19 protein-coding genes and 1 tRNA gene are annotated in these 21,253 nt (G+C 63.0%); 5 read left to right on the top strand and 15 right to left on the bottom strand.

Translation table 11 applies throughout. The features are described 5' to 3' along the window. Positions 1-6 precede the first annotated feature (6 nt). The 7 genes from ugpE to BI343_RS08075 form a co-directional block, all read right to left on the bottom strand. Complete coding sequence (gene ugpE, locus BI343_RS08105) at positions 7-846, bottom strand: sn-glycerol-3-phosphate ABC transporter permease UgpE (protein ID WP_071109323.1); 840 nt, start codon at positions 844-846, stop codon at positions 7-9. After that, the gene (gene ugpA, locus BI343_RS08100; RefSeq protein ID WP_071109322.1) at positions 846-1,727 is read right to left on the bottom strand and encodes a sn-glycerol-3-phosphate ABC transporter permease UgpA; all 882 of its coding nucleotides are present in this window, start codon (positions 1,725-1,727) and stop codon (positions 846-848) included. Before ugpA ends, ugpE begins: the two co-directional genes overlap by 1 nt. Positions 1,728-1,783: 56 nt before the next feature. Then, positions 1,784-3,103 carry a sn-glycerol-3-phosphate ABC transporter substrate-binding protein UgpB gene (gene ugpB / locus BI343_RS08095; protein WP_071109321.1) on the bottom strand — a complete coding sequence of 440 codons (1,320 nt, stop codon included), beginning with the start codon at positions 3,101-3,103 and terminating at the stop codon, positions 1,784-1,786. A gap of 186 nt (positions 3,104-3,289) precedes the next feature. After that, entirely contained in the window at positions 3,290-4,300 is a 1,011-nt protein-coding gene (locus BI343_RS08090) for a cytochrome d ubiquinol oxidase subunit II (protein ID WP_071109320.1), read from the bottom strand. Continuing rightward, entirely contained in the window at positions 4,297-5,637 is a 1,341-nt protein-coding gene (locus BI343_RS08085; protein ID WP_043624362.1) for a cytochrome ubiquinol oxidase subunit I, read from the bottom strand. Before BI343_RS08085 ends, BI343_RS08090 begins: the two co-directional genes overlap by 4 nt. Before the next feature lie 3 nt (positions 5,638-5,640). Next, positions 5,641-6,207, bottom strand: a complete 567-nt coding sequence (locus BI343_RS08080; RefSeq protein WP_043624364.1) for a GbsR/MarR family transcriptional regulator — start codon at positions 6,205-6,207, stop codon at positions 5,641-5,643. Positions 6,208-6,471: 264 nt separating this feature from the next. Next, on the bottom strand, positions 6,472-8,709 hold the full coding sequence (locus BI343_RS08075) for an NADP-dependent isocitrate dehydrogenase (protein WP_071109319.1): 2,238 nt from the start codon (positions 8,707-8,709) through the stop codon (positions 6,472-6,474). A gap of 346 nt (positions 8,710-9,055) precedes the next feature. Between BI343_RS08075 and BI343_RS08070 the strand changes: the two genes are divergently transcribed. After that, entirely contained in the window at positions 9,056-9,727 is a 672-nt protein-coding gene (locus BI343_RS08070) for a pseudouridine synthase (RefSeq protein ID WP_071109318.1), read from the top strand. Positions 9,728-9,895: 168 nt separating this feature from the next. On the opposite strand, the gene BI343_RS08065 is transcribed toward BI343_RS08070, so the two are convergent. Next, the gene (locus tag BI343_RS08065) at positions 9,896-10,321 is read right to left on the bottom strand and encodes a hypothetical protein (protein ID WP_071109362.1); all 426 of its coding nucleotides are present in this window, start codon (positions 10,319-10,321) and stop codon (positions 9,896-9,898) included. Positions 10,322-10,386: 65 nt separating this feature from the next. Further along, positions 10,387-12,927 carry a DNA mismatch repair protein MutS gene (gene mutS, locus BI343_RS08060; protein WP_071109317.1) on the bottom strand — a complete coding sequence of 847 codons (2,541 nt, stop codon included), beginning with the start codon at positions 12,925-12,927 and terminating at the stop codon, positions 10,387-10,389. Between the two features lie 156 nt (positions 12,928-13,083). Here mutS and BI343_RS08055 point away from each other — a divergent pair, with 156 nt between their 5' ends. Beyond that, a complete protein-coding gene (locus tag BI343_RS08055) occupies positions 13,084-14,346 on the top strand; it encodes a glycerate kinase type-2 family protein (RefSeq protein ID WP_071109316.1) in 1,263 nt (420 codons plus the stop codon). Positions 14,347-14,486: 140 nt separating this feature from the next. On the opposite strand, the gene BI343_RS08050 is transcribed toward BI343_RS08055, so the two are convergent. Together BI343_RS08050 and BI343_RS08045 are read right to left on the bottom strand one after the other, a co-directional pair. Further along, positions 14,487-14,576: transfer RNA gene (locus tag BI343_RS08050), tRNA-Ser, on the bottom strand. Between the two features lie 97 nt (positions 14,577-14,673). Further along, a complete protein-coding gene (locus BI343_RS08045; RefSeq protein WP_071109315.1) occupies positions 14,674-15,567 on the bottom strand; it encodes a LysR family transcriptional regulator in 894 nt (297 codons plus the stop codon). Between the two features lie 95 nt (positions 15,568-15,662). Between BI343_RS08045 and BI343_RS08040 the strand changes: the two genes are divergently transcribed. Then, positions 15,663-16,205 carry a GNAT family N-acetyltransferase gene (locus BI343_RS08040; RefSeq protein WP_071109314.1) on the top strand — a complete coding sequence of 181 codons (543 nt, stop codon included), beginning with the start codon at positions 15,663-15,665 and terminating at the stop codon, positions 16,203-16,205. A gap of 73 nt (positions 16,206-16,278) precedes the next feature. On the opposite strand, the gene BI343_RS08035 is transcribed toward BI343_RS08040, so the two are convergent. Next, positions 16,279-16,482 carry a cold-shock protein gene (locus BI343_RS08035; RefSeq protein ID WP_011137214.1) on the bottom strand — a complete coding sequence of 68 codons (204 nt, stop codon included), beginning with the start codon at positions 16,480-16,482 and terminating at the stop codon, positions 16,279-16,281. 214 nt (positions 16,483-16,696) lie between these two features. Between BI343_RS08035 and clpS the strand changes: the two genes are divergently transcribed. Both clpS and clpA read left to right on the top strand, forming a co-directional pair. Further along, on the top strand, positions 16,697-17,017 hold the full coding sequence (gene clpS, locus BI343_RS08030) for an ATP-dependent Clp protease adapter ClpS (RefSeq protein ID WP_199153121.1): 321 nt from the start codon (positions 16,697-16,699) through the stop codon (positions 17,015-17,017). Next, the gene (clpA, locus tag BI343_RS08025; RefSeq protein ID WP_043624383.1) at positions 17,017-19,299 is read left to right on the top strand and encodes an ATP-dependent Clp protease ATP-binding subunit ClpA; all 2,283 of its coding nucleotides are present in this window, start codon (positions 17,017-17,019) and stop codon (positions 19,297-19,299) included. The genes clpS and clpA overlap by 1 nt, the downstream gene beginning before the upstream one ends. Positions 19,300-19,365: 66 nt before the next feature. Here the strand turns inward: clpA and xerD are convergent, their stop codons facing one another. The 3 genes from xerD to rplS form a co-directional block, all read right to left on the bottom strand. Then, complete coding sequence (gene xerD, locus BI343_RS08020; protein ID WP_071109313.1) at positions 19,366-20,253, bottom strand: site-specific tyrosine recombinase XerD; 888 nt, start codon at positions 20,251-20,253, stop codon at positions 19,366-19,368. Continuing rightward, the gene (locus BI343_RS08015) at positions 20,240-20,704 is read right to left on the bottom strand and encodes a methylated-DNA--[protein]-cysteine S-methyltransferase (protein ID WP_043624388.1); all 465 of its coding nucleotides are present in this window, start codon (positions 20,702-20,704) and stop codon (positions 20,240-20,242) included. The genes xerD and BI343_RS08015 overlap by 14 nt, the downstream gene beginning before the upstream one ends. A 74-nt stretch (positions 20,705-20,778) precedes the next feature. Further along, positions 20,779-21,147: a 50S ribosomal protein L19 gene (rplS, locus tag BI343_RS08010; protein ID WP_043624391.1), complete on the bottom strand. Its 369-nt coding sequence runs from the start codon at positions 21,145-21,147 to the stop codon at positions 20,779-20,781. Positions 21,148-21,253 lie beyond the last annotated feature (106 nt).

Genomic DNA, 21,253 nt, shown 5'->3' with positions numbered 1-21,253 from the left:
TCTTTCTCATTTCTCGTTGTCCACCAGGCCCTTGACGAACCAGCGCTGCATGCCGACCACCACCAGCAACGGCGGCAGCAGGGTCAAGAGCGCGGACGCCATCACCAGGTGCCACTGCACCGCGCCCTCGCCCAGCATGCCCTTGATCGCGATCACCGAGGTGGACATCGCCGGATCATGGGTGACCAAGAGCGGCCACAGATACTGGTTCCAGCCGTAGATGAAAGTAATGACGAACAAGGCCGCGATATTGGTGCGCGACAAGGGCAGCACCACGTCGATCATGAAACGGATCGGCCCCGCGCCGTCCACCCGGGCCGCCTCCATCAGCTCCTTCGGCAGCGTCATGAAGAACTGCCGCAGCAGGAAGGTGGCAGTGGCGGACGCGATCAAGGGCAGCGTCAGGCCGGTGTAGCTGTTGATCAGCCCCATCTGGGTCACCACTTCCACGGTCAGAAAAATCCGCACTTCCACCGGCAGCATCAGCGTGGCGAAGATCAGCGCGAAGCCGGTTTTTCTGAACGGAAACCGGAAATAGACGATGGCATAGGCCGACAGGAAGGAGATGAAAATCTTGCCGACGGCGATCAAGAGCGCCATCACCAGGCTGTTCCACAACGTGCGCGCCAGCGGCACCGCCAGGCCGCCGCTGCCGCTCCACAGCACGGTGGAGAGGTTGGTCCACAACTGGCCGCCGGGCAGCAGCGACAGCGGCACCCGCGTCACCTGATCGGCGCTCTGGCTGGCCGCGGCGAACATCAGATACAAGGGGAAGGCCACCACCAGCGCGCCTGCGATCAACATCGCGTGGCAGAACAGGTCCAGCCCTTTGCGGTTTTCCACCATCAGTACTGCACCTTTCTTTCCACGTAACGGAACTGGATCAGCGTCAGAATGCCGACCACGATCATCAGCACCACCGACTGCGCGGCCGAGCTGCCCAGATCCAGGCCCTTGAAGCCTTCCAGATATACCTTGAGGATCATGGTCTCGGTCGACTTGCCCGGCCCGCCGCCGGTGGCCGCGTCGATCACCGCGAAGGTATCGAAGAAGGCGTACACCAGGTTGACCACCAGCAGGAAAAAGCTGGTCGGCGACAGCAGCGGGAACACCAGGTCGCGGAAGCGGCGCAAGGGACCGGCGCCGTCTATCGCGGCGGCCTCGATCAGCGACGCCGGTATCGCCTGCAGGCCGGCGTAGAAAAACAGGAAGTTGTAGCTGATCTGCTTCCAGGCCGAGGCCAGCACCACCAAGAGCAGCGCCTGGCCGCCGTTGAGCGCGTGGTTCCACTCGTAGCCGGCCTCGCGCAGCAGATAGCTGATCCAGCCCAGGCTGGGGTTGAACAGGAACAGCCACAGCACGGCCACGACGGAAGGCGCGATGGCGTAAGGCGCGATCAACACCGTCTGGTAGACGCGCTTGCCGCGGACGATCTGATTGGCCATCACCGCCAGGATCAGCGCGCTGCCGGTGCCCAGCAGCGTCACCAAGGCGCTGAACAGCAGCGTGGTCTGGATGGTGCCGAGGTACAGCGGGTCATGGAACAGCTGGCTGAAATTGGCCAGGCCGACAAACTGGCTGTCCAGCCCGAACGGGTCCTGCATATGCGCCGATTGCCACAGCGCCTCCAGCGCCGGCCACAGGAAAAACACCAGCGTGATAGCCAGCTGCGGCGCCAGGAGCGCCAAGCCCAGCCAGCGGTTGGGGAAATATGTACGGTTTTGCATGAGGACACCAGGACACAGCGGACAGCCATCAGGCTGCCCGCTCATGGAACGGGAAATCAGCCTGCGGTCTTCTCGAAGCGGCGCAATAGCTCATTGCCGCGCAGCACCGCGTTGTCCAGCGCGTCCTTGGCGCTCTTCTTGCCCGTCCACACCTCCTCCAGCTCCTCGTCCACCACGCTGCGGATCTGCGGCATATAACCCAGGCGCAGGCCGCGGGTGTAAGACTTGGGCGGCTTGTTCTGCATTTGCTTGGTGGCGATGTCCGCGCCCGGATTCTGCTCGTAGAAGCCCTGCTTGCGGGACAGATCGTAAGCTGCGGTCACCACCGGCAGGTAGCCGGTGTCCTGGTGCCATTTGGCCATCACCTCCGGCGCAGTCAGCAGCTTGAAGAACTTGGCCACGCCCTTGTATTCGGCCGGGGATTTGCCGGCCATCACCCACAGGCTGGCGCCGCCGATCAAGGCGTTTTGCGGCGCGCCCTTCACCGCCGGATCGTACGGCATCATGCCCATGCCGAAGGCGAACTTGGCGTTTTTGCGGATATTGGCCAGGGAGCCGGAACTGCCGGTCATGATGCCGCATTCGCCGCTGTAGAACTTCAGCGTGGCCTCGTCCTTGCGGCCGGCGTAGCTGAAAGTGCCGTCCTTGGCCATCTTGGCCAGCATCTCGATATGCTTGACCTGGGTCGGGCCGTTGAACTGCAGCGTGGCTCCGGCGCCGCCAAAGCCATTATCCTGGCTGGCGACCGGCAGATTGTGCCAGGCGCTGTAGTTCTCCAGCTGCACCCAGCCTTGCCAGCCGGTGCTGTAGCCGCAACGCATGCCGGAGGCTTTCAACTTGGCGGCTGCTGCAGCCAGTTCCGGCCAGGTTTTAGGCGGCGCGTCCGGCAGGCCGGCCTTCTTGAAGGCATCCTTGTTGTAGTACAGCACCGGGGTGGAACTATTGAACGGCAAGGACAGCAGATGGCCGGTCTTGGCGTCGCTGTAATAGCTGGCCACTGCCGGAATGAAGGCTTTCTCGTCCAGCTTCTCGCCGGCGTCGGCCATCACCTGGTAAACCGGCTTGATGGCTTTCTTAGCCTGGATCATGGTGGCGGTGCCCACCTCGAACACCTGCACGATGGCCGGCGCGTTGCCGCTGCGGTAGGCGGCGATGGCGGCGGCCAGCGATTCGTCGTACTGCCCCTTGTACACCGGCACCACCTTGTAATCCTTCTGGCTGGCGTTGAACTGGGCGGCGATGGCGTTAACGCGGTCGCCCAGCGCGCCATCCATGGAGTGCCAGAACTGGATTTCGGTGGCGGCTTGGGCCGAAACAGACAGCGTCAGCAGCAGGGGGGCCAGCGCGCCGGCGCGGCGGGACAGAGCAAACTTCATCGTGATCTCCAGATGTCGTGGGCGGGCATGTCGTCAAGCGGCGGATTGTGGCCGGACAAAATGACAATATCGTTACAGTAATATGTCATCAGAATTTCAACAAGCGCCCATTTACAAATTTGCTCATGCCATCCATGCAAAAAGGGCACGCAAGGCGTGCCCTTTTACAAACGCGTCCGCGCGCTTTTACTGGTAACTCAGCTTATCGGCCTTGCCCCAGAACACCCGGTAAGCAAAAGCGGTGTAGCCGATGATGCATGGCAGCACCACCACAGCGCCCCACAGAATCACCCACAGCGCCTCCGGATCGGCCGCCGCTTGCCAGATTGTCATCCGCCCGATCACCATCTGCGGGAACACGCTATAAGCCAGGCCCCAGAACGACAACAGCACGATGCCGACGCTGGCGGCAAACGGCAGCCAGCAGAAGCTGTCGTTGCCGGCGGCTTGGCGCCGCGCCAGCCTGGGCAGGCTGAGCCACAGCAGGATGAACAGCGCCAGCGAGCCCAGCGGCAAAGGCAGCAACAACAGGAACTGCGGCAGCGCGAACCATTTGGCGGCGATGCCAGGATTGGCCAGCGGCGTCACCACCGATACCGCCAGCACGGCCAAGCCAGCGCCGTACAGCGCGTATTCCGCCCAAACGATCGCCTTGGCCTGCAGCTTGCCGTGCGTCTTCATCACCAGCCAGCAGGCGCCCAACAAAGCGTAGGCCAACGCCAGCCCCGCGCCGACCACCAGAGCGAACAGCCAGGCGGTAGCGCCCTCGGCAAAGCCGGTCAGGAAACGGCCCAGCATCACGCCCTGCGCCAGCGCGGCCAGCAGAGAGCCGCCGGCAAAGGCCGCGTTCCACCACGGCTTGTGCGGGTCCTGCGCCTTGACGCGGAAGTCGAAGGCCACGCCGCGCAGAATCAACCCCACCAGCATGGCCAGCACCGGCAGATACAAGGCGCCGAACACCACGCCGTGCGCTACGGGAAACGCCACCAGCAACAGGCCCGCGCCCAGCACCAGCCAGGTTTCGTTGGCGTCCCAGAACGGGCCGATCGAGCCCACCATCACATCCTTCTCGTCATCGGTCGCCAGCGGCAGCAGAATGCCGACGCCCAGGTCGAAGCCGTCCAGAATCACGTACACCAGCATCGCCAACGCCATCAGTCCGGCGAAGATCGCCGGCAGGTAGAATGCCTCGCTCATGCCAGTTTCTCCTTCAGTTGCGGTTCGTGCGCCAGCTCATGCGCGCCGGCCTTGCGCGCCAGGTAAAAAAGCACCGAGATATAAGCGGTCAGCAGCAGCGCGTACAAGGCCAGATACGTGCTCAGCGACGTGAACAGCATCGGCGCCGTCGCATGCCCGGCCGCCTGGGCGGTGGTCAGCACGCCCGTCACCAGCCATGGCTGGCGCCCTATCTCGGTGACAAACCATCCGGCCAGGGTGGCGATCCAGCCGGCAAACGTCATGCCCACCAGCACCCGCGCCAATGCCTGCGGCAGCTCGCCCCGCTTCTTCAGCTGCCAGGCGGCCAGCCAGGACACCAGCAGCATCAGCATGCCCATGCCCACCATCACGCGGAAACTCCAGAACACCTTGGCCACCGGCGGATGATGCTCGAACTCATTCAAGCCCTTGATCTCGCCGCCCCAGGTGTGGGTCAGGATCAGACTGCCCAGCTGCGGCACGCCTAGCGCATAGTCGTTGCTGCGGGTTTCGGCATTCGGCAGCGCAAACAAGAGCAGCGGCACATCCTTCTCGGTGTGCCAGATGCCTTCGATCGCCGCCAGCTTGGCCGGCTGGTGCTTCAGCGTGTTCAAACCGGACATGTCGCCCACGAACATTTGCAAGGGAATCAGCAACGCCGCCAGGAACACGCCGCTCTTCAAGGCCACCATGACGCCGCGGCCGCGCTCGCCGCGCAGGTAGCGGTAGGCGGACAGGCCGGCGATCAGGAACGCCACGGTCAGGCCGGAAGCCAGCAGCATATGGGTCAGCTGGTACGGCAAGGTCGGGTTGAAGATCACCTCCAGCCAGCTGACGACATGGGCGCGGCCGTCGCGCATCACGAAGCCGGTGGGCGTCTGCATCCAGGAGTTCAGCGCCAGAATCCAGAACGCCGACACGGTATTGCCGAAGGCCACCAGGAAGGTGGCCAAGGTGTGCACGCCCTCGGACACCTTGCTGCGCCCGAACAGCATGATGCCGAGGAAGCCCGCCTCCAGGAAAAACGCCGTCAGGATTTCATAGGCCAGCAACGGGCCGGCGATATTGCCCACCGTCTGCATATAACCCGGCCAGTTGGTGCCGAACTGGAAACTCATCGTCACGCCGGACACCACGCCCAGCGCGAAGGACAGCGCGAAGATCTTCACCCAGAAGCCGTAGGCGTCCATCCAGCCCTGGTCGCCGGTCTGGCGGAAGCGCATCTTGAAGAACAGCAGCACCCAGGCCATCGCGATGTTGATGGTGGGAAACAGGATGTGAAAACTGATATTGGTGGCGAACTGGATGCGCGCCAGCGTGACGGGATCGAGCTCCATGGCTTACTCCTTTTCTTCTTCGCGGTGGCCGAGCCGCGACAGCGATTGCGTGAACTGCAGCACTTTCTGCACCTGGGAGCCCAGCTTCATCAATCGCTGCAGCGTCTCCACGTCCATGTGCTGGATATCGGAAAACCAGGTGGTGACCAGCTCGATCAGCTGGTACATCTCTTTCATTCTTTCCTGCGCGTGCCGCTCCGCCTCGCTGGCCGGGCTGTCCATGATGGCGCCGCGCAGCATGGTCAGCGTCGGCTCCACCTCGCGCTTCTTGCGCTCCTCCGCCAGGGTCTTGAAGATCTGCCACACGTCTTCCGGCGTGGAGAAATACTCGCGGCGGTCGCTGGGGAAGTGCTGCAGCTTGACCAAACGCCACGACTGCAGCTCTTTCAAGCCCATGCTGACATTGGAGCGGGAACAGCCTATCGCCTCGCCGATCTCATCGGCGTTGAGCGGTTTTTCCGATACGTACAGCAAGGCGTAGATCTGGCCGACGGTGCGATTGATGCCCCAGCGGCTGCCCATCTCGCCAAAGTGCAACACGAACGATTGCACCAAAGGGGGGAGGTTCATGATTTTTCCAATTTTCAGTAATTTCTGAAAGTTTGATATCGATCATAGGTTGTCCAGTGGGATAGAGTCAAGACACAGACTGACCTTGCTCGGCGCGACAGACCGTCTTGCCGCAGTTTCGCGCTCAGCGCCATGGCATGAAAAAAGCCTCCGGGAAACCCCGGAGGCTGTTGAGCTTGGCCTGGATGGCCGCGATGACTTGGCGCGTGATAAAACGGCGTAGGCCAGGCTACATGCCCGGCATCAGCCGCTTGTCCACCCAGCTTAGGCCAGCACAGCGGCGATGGCCGCGTTGAAGGTGGCGCTCGGACGCATCACGGCGCTGCACTTGGCGGCATCCGGCAGATAATAGCCGCCGATGTCGGCCGGCTTGCCCTGCACTGCCTTCAGTTCGGCCAGGATCTTCTGCTCGCTGTCGGCCAGTTGCTTGGCGATGGGCGCGAAACGGGCTTGCAGCTCCTTGTCGTCGGACTGCGCGGCCAGCGCCTGGGCCCAGTACATGGACAGGTAGAACTGGCTGCCGCGATTGTCCAGCTCGCCGGTGCGGCGCGACGGGGATTTGTTCTCGTCCAGCAGCTTGCCGGTGGCGGCGTCCAGCGTCTTAGCCAGGATCTTGGCTTTTTCATTGCCGGTCTTGATGCCCAGTTCTTCCAGGCTGACCGCCAGCGCCAGGAACTCGCCCAGGCTGTCCCAACGCAGGTGGTTCTCTTCCAGCAGTTGCTGAACATGCTTGGGCGCGGAGCCGCCGGCGCCGGTTTCGTACATGCCGCCGCCGGCCATCAGCGGCACGATGGACAGCATCTTGGCAGAGGTGCCCAGCTCCATGATGGGGAACAGGTCCGTCAGGTAGTCGCGCAGGATGTTGCCGGTGACCGAGATGGTATCCAGGCCGCGCGCCACGCGCTCCAGCGTGTAACGCATCGCGCGCACTTGCGACATGATGTGGATGTCCAGGCCCGTGGTGTCGTAATCCTTCAGGTAGGCCTGCACCTTCTTGATCAGCTCGTTTTCATGCGGACGGTACGGATCCAGCCAGAACACGGCCGGCATGCCGGAGTTGCGGGCGCGGGTGACGGCCAGCTTGACCCAATCGCGGATCGGCGCGTCCTTGACCTGGCACATGCGCCAGATGTCGCCCTGCTCGACGTTCTGCGACAGCAGCACTTCGCCGGTGGCCAGATCGACGATGTTGGCGATGCCGTCCTCCTGGATTTCAAAGGTCTTGTCGTGCGAGCCGTATTCTTCCGCCTTCTGCGCCATCAGGCCGACGTTGGGCACGGTGCCCATGGTGCGCGGATCGAAGTTGCCGTGCCATTTGCAGAAGTTGATCATCTCCTGGTAGATGCGGGCGAAAGTCGATTCCGGCATCACGGCCTTGCAGTCGTAAGGCTTGCCGTCGGCGCCCCACATCTTGCCGCCGGCGCGGATCATCGCCGGCATGGAGGCGTCGACGATGATGTCGTTCGGAGAGTGGAAGTTAGTGATGCCCTTGGCCGAGTCCACCATGGCCAGGCGCGGACGGTGCTCCTGGCAAGCGTGCAGGTCGCGGATGATTTCTTCGCGCTTGGAAGCCGGCAGGGTCTCGATCTTCTCGTACAGCGTAGCCATGCCGTTGTTGACGTTGACGCCCAGTTCCTCGAACAGCTTGCCGTGCTTCTCGAATGCGTCCTTGTAGTAAATCTTGACGCAATGGCCGAACACGATGGGATGGGACACCTTCATCATGGTGGCCTTCACGTGCAGGGAGAACAGGATGCCGGCCTCGCGGCAGTCTTCCATCTCGCGCTCGTAGAAGTCGCACAGCGCCTTCTTGCTCATGAACATCGAGTCGATGATCTCGCCGGCTTGCAGCGCCACCTTGGGTTTCAGCACGATGGCCTGGCCGCTCTTGGTCACCAGCTCCATCTTGACGTCGCGCGCCTTGTCCAGCGTCATCGACTTTTCGCCGTGGTAGAAATCGCCGTGGTGCATGTGGGAAACGTGAGTCTGCGACCACTGCTTCCATTCGCCCATCGAATGCGGATGCTTCTTGGCGTAGTTTTTCACCGCCAACGGCGCGCGGCGGTCGGAGTTGCCTTCGCGCAGCACCGGGTTCACCGCCGAGCCTAGACACTTGGCATAGCGGTCGCGGATCGCCTTTTCTGCGTCTGTCGTCGGGTTTTCCGGGTAGTCGGGAATGTTATAGCCCTTGGACTGCAGCTCCTTGACGCAGGCGATCAACTGGGCCACGGAGGCGCTGATATTGGGGAGCTTGATGATGTTGGTGTCCGGGTGCTGGGTCAGCTTGCCCAGCTCGGCCAAGGTGTTCGGCACTTTCTGTTCGTCGGTCAGATGGTCGGGGAACTCCGCCAGCACGCGAGCGGCCACGGAGATGTCGGCGGTTTCCACCTGGATGCCGGCGGAAGCGGCAAAAGCCTGGACCACAGGCAGGAAGGCGCTGGTGGCCAGCGCCGGCGCTTCGTCAGTCAGGGTGTAGATGATTTTCGATTGTTCTGCTGGCATTACTCTATCTCCATGTTGATCTTGTGACGACAGAACGATTGCGCGAAGAGGTCATGGCTCGGACGGCATTCCGGGGAAGGCCGGAGATCTTGGCTGGGCGGACGCGGGCGTCACGCCGCTCTTTGGCAATTTTCAAAAGCGAATTATACCCCTTCTCATCGTCTTGGTTGGCGACGCAACTGAAACTTTTATGCCTGATAATTGGCCCGATGACGTTCGGATGCGAATAAAACGCTTGTTCGAACACCAGTTTAGCCGCCGGCCCCCAAACGCGACATACGATATCGCTCACGCGGTGGCCAGGCCTTGCTATCATTCGCCTACTTTATTTCGCCGTGTTTTCCGCATGCCCCAGCTGATTCTGCTCAACAAACCCTATGGCGTGATCTGCCAGTTTTCCGACCATCCCACGCATCCGACGCTGAAGTCCTGCGTCCCCCTGCCCGGCGTCTACCCAGCAGGCCGGCTGGACACCGACAGCGAAGGCCTCCTGCTGTTGACCGGCGATGGCACGCTGCAGCACCGCATCGCCGATCCGCGCTGGAAGCTGCCCAAGACCTATTGGGTGCAGGTGGAGGGAGAACCCAAGGAAGAACAGCTGGAGATGTTGCGCGCGGGCGTAGACCTGGGCGATTTCGTCACCCGGCCGGCCCAGGTGCGCCGCATCGAGACGCCGGAGCTGTGGCCGCGCAATCCGCCGGTGCGCTTTCGCAAGACCGTGCCGGACTGCTGGCTGGAAATCATCATCAGCGAAGGCAAGAACCGCCAGGTGCGGCGCATGACGGCCAAGGCGGGCCTGCCCACGCTGCGCTTGGTGCGAGTGGCGATCGGCCCGTGGCGGCTGGACGGCCTGCAGCCCAGCGAGATGCGCCAGCTGGAGGTAAGCCTGCAAGACTTGCCGCGGTCAGGCGCTGCCGGCCGCAAGCCTGGTGCGCGAGCGTCGGACCGCTCGCAGCCGCCGGCTGCCAAAGGCGGCAAGGGCCCGACTTTCCGATTTGCCCGCAACCGGAAAGACTAACGCCAGCTCCCTCCCGGCCATAGTCCCGCTCGCTCAGCGCCTTACCCGGATGAAAGTTCTCCGCTCGGTTTGAATGCGCGGAGCTGAAAAGCAAAGCGGGAAAGCCTTGGCTTCCCCGCGGGGTGGAGGCGCATGACGGCGCCGATTTGGGGTCACGGATGGTTTGCCTTATTGGCTATTATGATCCTCGAAATAAGCGATCGGGCCGGCGCTGGTCAGGCCGATATGGAAGCTGGAGCTTTCCGGAAACAACTCGCCTGCGCTTTCCGCCGCGCGGACGAATTCGAACAGCACCTCGACTTCCTTGAACTTACGGGCCAGGATCAGATTGCCCTTCAACCAGTTTTGGATTTCGGCTTCATGCGGATGCGTATTTTCCATCTCAAGCTGGAAACCATCGCCGCTGATCAGACTGATGGCGGGCGGCATGCTGATGTCGAACTGGTTCAGCTCCTTTTGCGCCAGCTCCGCGAAGCTGGACAATTCGTGGTTCGCCTTTTCCCGGATCTCGGACAGGGCGATGGACCCGTCGTCTGCCAGCTTGCCAAGCAGTTGGCTGATGCTGGGTGCGGCGGAGGCGGTCTCAAGCGACATCATGTTACTCCTCTGTTGGACGTTACCATTTAGTAATAATAGGTAAAGATTCCGACAGTAGCTGATCAATAGGCCAGTTTTTTCAGTTCGAACAAAATTTCCAGCGCTTGCCTGGGGCTGAACTCATTCGGATCCAGCTCTGCCAGCCGCTCCAGCGCCGGATGCGGCTCGGGCTCCGCCGCAGGCGCCGGGGCGGCGAACAGGTCCGGCTGCACCCGTGCCGCCGACTGGTTCTCCAGCTCGGCCAGGTGGCGGCGCGCGTCGCGTATCACCTTGCCCGGCACGCCGGCCAGCTGCGCCACAGCCAGGCCATAGCTCTGGCTGGCCGGGCCATCCTCCACATGGTGCAGGAACACGATGCGGTCCTTATGCTCCACCGCCGACAGATGCACATTGGCTACCGCCGGGTATTCGCCAGCCAGCGAGGTCAGTTCGAAATAATGGGTGGCGAACAAGGTGTAGGCGCGGTTCTTTTCGATCAACGCGCGGGCGATGGCCCAGGCCAGCGCCAGGCCGTCGAAGGTGGACGTCCCGCGGCCGACCTCGTCCATCAGCACCAGAGAATGCTCGCTGGCGTTGTTGAGAATGTTGGCGGTTTCGGTCATTTCCACCATGAAGGTGGAGCGGCCGCCGGCCAAGTCGTCCGACGCGCCGATGCGGGTGAAGATGCGGTCGATCGGGCCGACCACGGCGCTGTCGGCCGGCACGAAGCTGCCGACGTGGGCCAGCAGCGTGATCAGCGCGTTTTGCCGCATATAGGTGGACTTACCGCCCATGTTCGGGCCGGTGATCAGCAACAGCTTGCGCTCGGCCGACAGCTTGGTGTCGTTGGCGATGAAGCGTTCGACTTCCGCTTCCACCACCGGGTGGCGGCCGGCGACGATCTCCAGCCGCGGCTCGGCGACAAACTGCGGCTCGGCGTAGTTGCCGATGGCGGCGCGTTGGGCGAAGGCGGACAGCACGTCCAGCGCCGCTACCGCCTGGGCGATCAGCTTCAATTCGGCGATGTGCGGCGCCAGCTGGTCCAGCAGCGCCTCGTACAGCTGCTTTTCCAGCGCCAGCGCCCGGTCCTGCGCGGTCAGCGCCTTGTCCTCGAATTCCTTCAGCTCCGGCGTGATGTAGCGCTCGGCGTTCTTCAGCGTCTGGCGGCGGCGATAGTCGTCCGGCACCTTGTCCGATTGGGCCTTGGACACCTCGATGTAGAAGCCGTGCACGCGGTTGAATTCGACTTTCAGCGTGGTGATGCCGGTGCGCTCCTTCTCGCGGGCTTCCAGCTTGAGCAGGAAGTCTCCGCAGTCGGTCTGGATCGCCCGCAATTCGTCCAGCACCGGGCTGAAGCCGTTGTTGATGACGCCGCCGTCGCGCAGGAAAGTGGCCGGCTCCGGCAGGATGGCGGCGGCCAGCATCTTTTGCACCGGCGATTCGGTCGGCAGCACGCCGGCCAGCTCGCGCAACAATTCGGAATCCAGCGAGGCCGCCAGCGCCTTGACGCCAGCCAGCGCCTTCAGCGAGTCGCGCAATGCCGACAAATCGCGCGGCCGCGCCGAGCGCAGCGCCACACGGGCGGTGATGCGCTCGATGTCGGAAACCTGGTCCAACTCGGCGTGCACGTCCTGATGCCGCGCCAGCAGCGCGCGCACCGCGCCGTGGCGGCGCGCCAGCTTGCGGTGGTTGCGCATCGGATGATGCAGCCAGTGGCCGAGCAGGCGGCTGCCCATGCTGGTGGCGCAGGTATCGAGCAAGGAAGCGAGCGTCGGCGAGGCCTCGCCGCGTATGGTTTCGGTCAACTCCAGATTGCGGCGGGTGGCGGCATCCATGCGGATCAGCTCGCCGGCATCTTCCACCGACAGCGCGGAGATGTGGGCCGGGTTCACGCCCTGGGTGGACTTCACGTATTCCAGCAAGGCGCCGGCGGCGCCGACGGCCACCGGCAGCGTGTCCGCGCCGAAGCCGGCCAGATCGCGGGTGCCGAAGTGGCGGGTCAGCGCCAGCTTGGACGATTCGATGTCAAACTGCCAAGGCGGCAGCTTCTTCCTGGGGATGGCGATCTGCTCGAACGCCGCGAGGCCGGTGTCGTCGGGAATCACCAGCTCAGCCGGTTTCAGCCGTTCCAGCTCGCTGGCCAAGTCCTCGACGCCAGCCTGCATCACCTTGAACTCGCCGCTGGCGAGAGACAGCCAGGCCAGGCCCAGCACGCCCTTGACCATGTTGACCGCCAGCACCAGGTTGTCGCGCTTGTCGTCCAAGAGCGCGGCGTCGGTCAGCGTGCCCGGCGTGACGATGCGCACCACTTTGCGTTCCACTGGCCCTTTGGACAGGGCCGGATCGCCGATCTGCTCGGCGATGGCCACCGACTCGCCCATCTTCACCAGCCGCGCCAGATAGCCCTCGGCGGCATGGTAGGGAATGCCGGCCATCTTGATCGGCGTGCCGGCGCTGGCGCCGCGCGCGGTCAGGGTGATGTCCAGCAGCCGCGAAGCCTTTTCCGCATCCTCGTAGAACAGCTCGTAGAAGTCGCCCATGCGGTAGAACAGCAGCTTGTCCGCGTGTTCGCGCTTCAGGGCTAGATATTGCTGCATCATCGGGGTGTGCTGGGGCGTGCTCATCGGGTGTCTGGCTCTGCTCTTGGTCGGTCTGGATAAATGCGCGACGCCCCGGAAAGGCGGGGCGTCGAAGTTGGCGACATTTTAGCGCGCGGCGGCGGGGGTGTCAGCCTGGGCGGCTTGCGGCACAATGATTCCACAACCATAAGGAGAAAAGCCATGTCCCGCCTGTCGCCGCAGCAAGTCTTGCGCCGCCTGTTCGATGTCGCCGTCGCCAGCGTCAAGCCGGAACGGCTGCTGGATCACCTGCCGCCTCCGCCTGCGGGCCGTACGGTGGTGATCGGCGCCGGCAAGGCCGCCGCCGCGATGGCGCGCGTGCTGGAACAGGCCTGGCCTGGCCCGTTGTCCGGCGTGGTGGTGACGCGCTATGGCCATGCGGTGCCCACTTCGCGCATCACGGTGCTGGAGGCGTCCCATCCGGTGCCTGACGCGGCCGCTTGCATCGCCGCCCAGCGGGTTCTGGACGCGGTGCGCGGGCTGAGCTCGGACGATCTGGTGATCTGCCTGCTGTCCGGCGGCGGTTCGGCGTTGCTGTCGCTGCCGGCCGAAGGCATCAGCCTGGAAGACAAACAGCAGGTCAACCGGCAGTTGCTGGCCTGCGGCGCGGGCATCGACGAAATCAACGCCGTGCGCAAGCACCTGTCGGCCATCAAGGGCGGGCGGCTGGCGCTGGCCTGCGCGCCAGCGCGGCTGGTGACTTTGGCGATTTCCGATGTGGTGGGCGACGATCCGGCCGTGATCGCGTCGGGACCGACGGTGGCGGATCCCAGCACTTATGCCGACGCGCGCGCCGTAGTCGCCAAATACGGCCTGAGTTTGCCGCCGGCGGCGCAAGCTCTGTTGGACGCGGAACCCGACGAGACGCCCAAGCCGGGCGACACGCGACTGGCCCATGCCGAATACTGGCTGATCGCCGCTCCGCAAATCGCCTTGCGGGCGGCGGAGGCCGAAGCGCGGCGGCTCGGTTACGACGTGTTGTTGCTGGGCGACAGCATAGAGGGCGAGGCGCGCGAGGTGGCGAAAGTCCATGCCGGCATCGCTCGTCAGATCGCGGCGCATGATCTGCCGGTAGCGCGGCCCGCCCTCATCCTGTCCGGCGGCGAGACTACGGTGACGTTGAAAGGCCAGGGCCGCGGCGGCCGCAACGGCGAGTTCCTGCTCGCCCTCGCCGTGGCGCTTAACGGTCTGCCCGGCGCCTACGCTCTGGCGGCGGACACCGATGGCATAGACGGCAGCGAGGATAATGCCGGCGCGCTGATCGCGCCAGATACGCTGGCCCGCGCCCTTGCGCTAGGCCTCAAGGCCGAAGACTGCCTGGCGGATCATGAAAGCTATGGTTTTTTCTCCGCGCTGGGCGATTTGCTCCTTACCGGGCCGACACACACCAATGTCAATGATTTCAGAGCGATCTTGCTGTGCTAGGCGGACATAGGGCAGGGAAGACGGCGACGGAGGCAGGACCGACGTCCCCAGTATTTCCCCGCCAAGCATCAGACGCCATGCTCGCAGGGATTGCAGAAAACAAAAAAGCCCTGATTGCTCAGGGCTTTGATGCGTTCTACTGGCGGAGAGGGAGGGATTCGAACCCTCGGTACGCTTGCACGTACGCCTGATTTCGAGTCAGGTACATTCGACCACTCTGCCACCTCTCCAGCGGTCAGTCGAGATGCGCATTATGGTTTGAAGCGGTTTTCCTGTCAATACCCGGTTGCAGCTTATTGCGGGCAAACCCCACCCTACTTGGCCTGCCTAGTCGACGCGCCAATCTCGAGCCAGTTGCCGCGCCGCGGCCAGCGCCCTCTCCTTGGCTGCATCCCGGCGCTTGCCGCCCCGCCAGGCCATCACCACCCTCCAGCGCCCCAGCTCCGGTTCGGCCAGATCCAATTCGTGGAGCAGTCCCTGCGCCAGCTCTTCCCGGACCGCCAACCTGGGTACGAACGCCACGTAGCCATGCCACAAGGCCAGGTCGCGCGCCGCCGTCGCCGGCTGCAGCAGATGGATCGGGCTGTTGGACTGACGCAGCGGCCGCAAGCGCCTCACCAAGTCCTCCGTCGCATCTCCCCAGCGCTGCGGCGCCAAGGGATGAGCGGCAAGCTCGCGCAAGGAAAGGCCGCGCTCGCCCGCCAAAGGATGCGTAGCGCAGACCACGGCCACAATCGGCGACTCGCCCAGCGCTTCCTGCGCTATGCCGGAAACCGCAGGCCGTTGCAGCACGAATCCAATGTCCAGCGTTCCCGCCAACAGCTGTTGCAGAATTTGCGGCGAATGGTCGGTATCGCAACGGATTTCCAACGGCGCGTCCGCCAGTTTGCGCAATAGCGGGCCGAATATCACTCCGGCCAGCGAAGGCAGGCAAGCCAGCCTCAATTTGGGCAGGCCCTGCCCCACGCCTAACTGCTCCCGCCCATCGGCCAACGCCTCCAACGCAACGCGCGCGGCAGGCAAAAAGGCCAGGCAAGCCGCTGGCGGTTCCGCGCCGCGACGATGGCGGCTGAACAGGCGGGTTCCCAGCGATGCCTCCAGCTGCGCGATGCGCTGGCTGACCTGCGGCTGCGTCCAGCCATGCTTTGCCGCGGTCTGGCTGAAACTGCCCAGCTCCGCCGCGTCGAGCAGCAATTGCAGATCGCTCAAGACAATAGCCATAACCAAAATCCATACCAAACATCACCAGATAACGTCTTCCATGATATCTAAATAATCAAGACAATGACATTTCATTCTTATGGAGACGCCCCCCCATGCGCTATCTCGAAACCGAAAGACTCATTTTGCGCGCCGTGACAACAGAAGATACCCAAGCTTTGTTCGACATCTACGGCGACCCGGCCACCAATCTCTACAACCCCAATGGCCCCTACCCTAGCCTGGAATATGCCCGACAACGAATGGCCAGCTGGCTGGAGGGCTGGGCAGCGGATGGCATCGGACAGTGGGCTGTAGAAAAAAGAGAGGAGCCGGGCCATGTGATCGGCTTTGGTGGACTATCCTATAAGGACTACGGCGGCGAAATGCGCTTGAATCTGGGCTACCGTTTCGCCACTTCGGCCTGGGGCTGTGGCTATGCCAGCGAAACGGCGCGCGCGGCTAAAGCGTTTGCGTTCGACGAAGGGAAGCGAGAGGCGATTTACGGCATGGTGCGGCCAAACAACCTGCAATCGATCCGCGTGTTGGCCAAGCAGGGTTTTCAACAGGTTGGGCAGCTGTCGGATGTCCCCGGCAACCCGCCGTCGCTGGTCTTTATGCTGAGCCGGGACGACTACGCCAGAGAAAGCGGAAAATGAAAAACCCGCCGGGGCGGGCTTTTTGGAATACGACTGTCAGCTCGCCGCGCGGCGAGACTGGCCCAGAACCTGATTATGCGTTCTGGATATTAGACGCTTGCTTACCTTTCGGACCGGACACCACTTCAAAGCTTACGCGTTGACCCTCTTTCAGAGTCTTGAAGCCTTGCATGTTGATGGCCGAGAAGTGAGCGAACAGATCCTCGCCGCCTTCATCCGGAGTAATAAAGCCGAAGCCTTTTGCGTCATTGAACCACTTCACGGTACCAAATGCCATTTAACTTCCTTGCAAAAAAAAGGCTGGTGAAGCCGACCAACTTAGAGCTTAATAGAGTGACAGAACTTGCTGGATCGCAAAATGCCAAACAGTTAAGCCAAGCACCAGCTGCATTTCTACGCAACCCGGGCGACGACGTCAAGTGATAGCGGTCTTACGGCCCCCCTTGAAAAAAAGTCAGGGGGAACCAAAATTGAAGTAAGGCACCGTTTCCATGAAAGTCGACATGTCCACCTCGGTCAAAGACGATGCCCAGCTTGAGGCGTCACGGGTTAGGGAAAACCCTCCCCCGATGTATAAGGTGTTGTTATTGAACGATGATTTTACCCCGATGGACTTCGTGGTGCAGGTTCTCCAGCAGTTCTTCCACATGAACAGAGAGAAGGCCACGCAAATCATGCTGCAAGTCCACACGCAAGGTCACGGCGTGTGTGGCGTTTATACCAAAGACGTGGCTGCAACGAAGGTCGAGCAGGTGTTGCAATATGCGAAAGCGCATCAGCATCCGCTTCAGTGCGTAATGGAGGAAAACTGATGATTGCCCAGGAGCTTGAAGTAAGCCTGCACATGGCGTTCATGGACGCACGGCGCAAGCGCCACGAGTTCATCAGCGTGGAGCATCTGCTGCTCGCGATGACCGACAATCCGTCGGCCGCAGAGGTGTTGCGAGCCTGCGGGGCGAATATCGACCAACTCAAAAAGCAACTGTCCGACTTCATCGACGAGCACACGCCCACCGTGCCCGGCGAAACCGAGGTCGAGACGCAACCCACCCTCGGCTTCCAGCGGGTGATTCAACGCGCCATCCTGCACGTGCAGTCGTCGGGCAAGAAAGAAGTGTCCGGCGCCAACATCCTGGTCGCCATCTTTGGCGAAAAGGATTCGCACGCGGTGTATTACCTGCACCAGCAGGGCATCTCGCGCCTGGATGTCGTCAACTTCATCTCCCATGGCATCACCAAGCAGCGGTCGCAGCAGCAGCCGCAGGAGCCGCGCGACAATAGCAACAGCGACGCGGACAGCGAGGAGCAGGCCACCGGTCCGGGTGGGGCGCTGGAGAACTACACCCAGAACCTCAACCAGATGGCACGCGACGGCAAGATCGATCCCTTGATCGGCCGCGAGCAGGAGCTGGAGCGCACGGTGCAGATCCTGTGCCGCCGCCGCAAGAACAACCCGCTCTTGGTCGGCGAGGCCGGCGTCGGCAAAACCGCCATCGCCGAAGGCCTGGCGCGCCGCATCGTCAACGGCGAAGTGCCGGAGATTTTGTCCAAGTCCACCGTTTACGCGCTGGACATGGGCGCTCTGCTCGCCGGCACCAAGTACCGCGGCGATTTCGAACAACGGCTGAAGGCCGTCATCAAGCAGTTGACCGATGACACCAACGCCATCCTGTTCATCGACGAGATCCACACCCTGATCGGCGCCGGCGCGGCCTCCGGCGGCACGCTGGACGCCTCCAACCTGCTGAAGCCGGCGCTGTCCAACGGCAGCCTGCGTTGTATAGGCGCGACCACGTACAACGAGTACCGCGGCATCTTCGAGAAGGACAACGCGCTGTCGCGCCGTTTCCAGAAGATAGACGTGACCGAGCCTACCGTGCAGCAGACGGTGGAAATCCTGAAGGGGTTGAAATCCCGCTTCGAGGCCCACCACGGCGTCAAGTACACGCAATCGGCGCTGTCCACCGCGGCGGAGCTGTCGGCGCGCTACATCAATGACCGCCACCTGCCGGACAAAGCCATTGATGTGATCGACGAAGCCGGCGCGGCGCAGAAGATTCTGCCGAAGTCGAAGCAGAAGAAGGTCATCAATAAATCGGAAATCGAGGAGATCGTCGCCAAGATCGCCCGCATTCCGCCGAAGACCGTCTCCAGCGACGACAAGAACGTGCTGAAGAACCTGGAGCGCGACCTGAAGAACGTGGTGTTCGGCCAGGAGAAGGCGATCGAGGGCCTCGCCAGCGCGATCAAGATGACCCGCTCCGGCCTGGGCAATCCGCAGAAGCCCATCGGCTCCTTCCTGTTCTCCGGGCCCACCGGCGTCGGCAAGACCGAACTGGCGCGCCAGCTGGCCTACATCCTCGGCGTCGAGCTGATCCGCTTCGACATGTCCGAGTACATGGAGCGCCACGCGGTTTCCCGCCTGATCGGCGCGCCTCCGGGCTATGTCGGTTTCGAACAGGGCGGCCAACTGACGGAAGCCATCAACAAGCATCCGTACGCCGTGCTGCTGCTGGACGAGATCGAAAAAGCCCATCCGGACATCTACAACGTGCTCTTGCAGGTGATGGACCATGGCACGCTGACCGACAACAACGGCCGCAAAGCGGACTTCCGCAACGTGGTACTGATCATGACCACCAACGCGGGCGCGGAATCGCTGTCCAAGCCGTCGCTGGGCTTCACCCAGACCAAGGCCGCGGGCGACGAGATGGGCGACATCAAGAAGATGTTCAGCCCAGAGTTCCGCAACCGCCTGGACGCCATCATCCCGTTCGGCATGCTGGACGAGCAGATCATCCTGCAGGTGGTGGACAAGTTCCTGATGCAGCTGGAGCAGCAACTGTCGGAGAAGCATGTCGACATCCACTTCACCGACGATCTGCGCCGCTACCTGGCGAAGAACGGCTTCGATCCGCTGATGGGCGCGCGTCCGATGGCGCGCCTGATTCAGGACACGCTGCGCAAGGCGCTGGCGGACGAGTTGCTGTTCGGCCGTCTGGTAGCCGGCGGCGAGGTGACGGTGACGGTCATCGACGGCAAGGTGGAGCTGCAGTTCGACCAGGACGCCCTGGCCGCCGCCGAACCGGCCTGATGCCAGCCTGCCCTTTCAAGCAAACGCCCGCGCATGCGGGCGTTTTTGTTTGGCGCTTGCCCGGCATCACCCGCGCGGATGATGGCGCGCATGCAGTTGCTTCAGCCGCTCCCGCGCCACATGGGTATAGATCTGGGTGGTGGAGATGTCGGCGTGGCCCAGCAGCAGCTGCACCACGCGCAGGTCGGCACCGTGATTGACCAGGTGGGTGGCGAAGGCATGGCGCAGCACGTGCGGGCTGACCTTGGACAGGCCCTGGCGGCCGGCGTACTGGGTGATCAGATGCCAGGCCATCTGCCGCGTCATCCCGGCCTTGCGCTGGGTGACGAACACCGCGTCGCAGGGATGGCCGGCCAGCAGCAGCGGCCGCGCCTGTTTCAAGTAGCGCAGCAGCCAGTCCTGCGCGATTTCGCCCAAGGGCACCAGCCGTTCCTTGCTGCCCTTGCCCATGGTTTTGACCACGCCGTCCAGCAGATTCAGCTGGTTCAGCGTCAAGCCCACCAGTTCGGACACCCGCAGGCCGCTGGCGTACAGCACCTCCAGCATGGCGCGGTCGCGGAGGCCCAGCGGCGTCGCCACATCCGGCGCGGCCAGCAAGGCCTCGACATCGACTTCGGACAGGGATTTGGGCAAGCGCTGGCCCTGCTTGGGCGAGGCCAGATTGGCGCTGGGATCATCCTGCCGTTGGCCGCTTTGCAGCAGGTATTGGTAATAACGGCGCAAGGCCGAAGTCAACCGGGCGCGGGTGGCCGGCTTCTCGCTGCCCGCGCCGATCAGCATCGCCCGCTCCAGCTCGTCCCGCCCGGCCCGTTCCAACGACGCGCCCACCTCCGCCAGCCGGGAGGCCAGCTTGGACAGGTCGCGGCGATAGGCCGCCAAAGTGTTGTTGGATAGCCCGTCGGCCAGCCATAACTGGTCGAGAAAGGCGTCGATGCTGTCCTTATCCGAGCTCATGCCGCAGCAGCCATCGCTTGATGTCCAGCGTTTCGTCGCCGGTGGATTGGTTGAAGCCCCCAAGGCCCGCGCTGGCCACCACGCGGTGGCACGGCACGATGATAGGGATGGGATTGCGGCCGCAAGCGCCGCCGACAGCGCGCGGCGATGAGGCCAGCGCTTGGGAGAGGTCGAGGTAACGGCGGGTCTCGCCGCACGGAATGGCTGCAATCCGCTCCCATACCCGCAACTGATAGGGCGTGCCGTGCAAGCGGTAAGGCACAGTGAAGGCGTGGCGCGCATCGGCGTAATAGGCGTCCAGCTGCCTGGCCACTTCGGCCGCCAAACTCCCCGCAGCCGGCGGCAGCAAAGCCGCATCCGCCGGCAGGAAACGCAGTTCGACCAGCGCGCCGTCGCGGCAGGCCATGCCCAGCCGTCCAAATGGCGCGGCGATCACGGCGCGGTATTCCATCGCATCCCCCCTGAAACGAAAAAAGCGCAAGGCCAGGCCTTGCGCTTTGATGATAGCGGCGGTCGCCGACAGGATTAACCCTGCTTGCGAGCCGGCAGCTTTTCCTTGATGCGAGCGGACTTGCCGGTGCGGCCGCGCAGGTAGTACAGCTTGGCGCGACGAACGTCACCGCGACGCTTCACTTCAACGGAAGCCACCAGCGGGGAGTAGGTTTGGAAGGTACGCTCAACGCCTTCGCCGGCGGAGATCTTGCGCACGGTGAACGCGCTGTTCAGACCGCGGTTACGCTTGGCGATGACCACGCCTTCGTAAGCCTGCAGACGCTCGCGGTTGCCTTCCTTTACCTTCACCTGAACCACTACGGTGTCGCCCGGGGCGAATTCCGGCAGGGTCTTGCCCAGGCGTGCGATTTCTTCTTGCTCGAGTTTTTGGATCAGATCCATGATTTACTCCGATTTGTTCTGGACATCTTGTTCCTGCTGGTACTCCGCCAGCAGCCGAGATTCCTGTTTTGTCAAAATACGGTCTTTCAGCAGTTCGGGCCGACGT

The organism is Chromobacterium amazonense (assembly GCF_001855565.1).
Classification (GTDB): domain Bacteria; phylum Pseudomonadota; class Gammaproteobacteria; order Burkholderiales; family Chromobacteriaceae; genus Chromobacterium; species Chromobacterium amazonense.
The sequence above is the reverse complement of the archived record's forward strand: the minus strand, read 5'-3'. Positions and strand labels throughout refer to the sequence as shown.

Coding starts and splice junctions, on each gene's coding strand:
- BI343_RS08065 (WP_071109362.1), bottom strand. CDS start 10,321: ATGTCGCTTGAGACCGCCTCCGCCGCACCCAGCATCAGCCAACTGCTT.
- ugpE (WP_071109323.1), bottom strand. CDS start 846: ATGGTGGAAAACCGCAAAGGGCTGGACCTGTTCTGCCACGCGATGTTG.
- BI343_RS08080 (WP_043624364.1), bottom strand. CDS start 6,207: ATGAACCTCCCCCCTTTGGTGCAATCGTTCGTGTTGCACTTTGGCGAG.
- xerD (WP_071109313.1), bottom strand. CDS start 20,253: ATGAGCTCGGATAAGGACAGCATCGACGCCTTTCTCGACCAGTTATGG.
- rplS (WP_043624391.1), bottom strand. CDS start 21,147: ATGGATCTGATCCAAAAACTCGAGCAAGAAGAAATCGCACGCCTGGGC.
- ugpB (WP_071109321.1), bottom strand. CDS start 3,103: ATGAAGTTTGCTCTGTCCCGCCGCGCCGGCGCGCTGGCCCCCCTGCTG.
- clpA (WP_043624383.1), top strand. CDS start 17,017: ATGATTGCCCAGGAGCTTGAAGTAAGCCTGCACATGGCGTTCATGGAC.
- BI343_RS08090 (WP_071109320.1), bottom strand. CDS start 4,300: ATGAGCGAGGCATTCTACCTGCCGGCGATCTTCGCCGGACTGATGGCG.
- BI343_RS08085 (WP_043624362.1), bottom strand. CDS start 5,637: ATGGAGCTCGATCCCGTCACGCTGGCGCGCATCCAGTTCGCCACCAAT.
- mutS (WP_071109317.1), bottom strand. CDS start 12,927: ATGAGCACGCCCCAGCACACCCCGATGATGCAGCAATATCTAGCCCTG.
- BI343_RS08015 (WP_043624388.1), bottom strand. CDS start 20,704: ATGGAATACCGCGCCGTGATCGCCGCGCCATTTGGACGGCTGGGCATG.
- BI343_RS08040 (WP_071109314.1), top strand. CDS start 15,663: ATGCGCTATCTCGAAACCGAAAGACTCATTTTGCGCGCCGTGACAACA.
- BI343_RS08055 (WP_071109316.1), top strand. CDS start 13,084: ATGTCCCGCCTGTCGCCGCAGCAAGTCTTGCGCCGCCTGTTCGATGTC.
- BI343_RS08045 (WP_071109315.1), bottom strand. CDS start 15,567: ATGGCTATTGTCTTGAGCGATCTGCAATTGCTGCTCGACGCGGCGGAG.
- BI343_RS08075 (WP_071109319.1), bottom strand. CDS start 8,709: ATGCCAGCAGAACAATCGAAAATCATCTACACCCTGACTGACGAAGCG.
- ugpA (WP_071109322.1), bottom strand. CDS start 1,727: ATGCAAAACCGTACATATTTCCCCAACCGCTGGCTGGGCTTGGCGCTC.
- BI343_RS08035 (WP_011137214.1), bottom strand. CDS start 16,482: ATGGCATTTGGTACCGTGAAGTGGTTCAATGACGCAAAAGGCTTCGGC.
- clpS (WP_199153121.1), top strand. CDS start 16,697: ATGAAAGTCGACATGTCCACCTCGGTCAAAGACGATGCCCAGCTTGAG.
- BI343_RS08070 (WP_071109318.1), top strand. CDS start 9,056: ATGCCCCAGCTGATTCTGCTCAACAAACCCTATGGCGTGATCTGCCAG.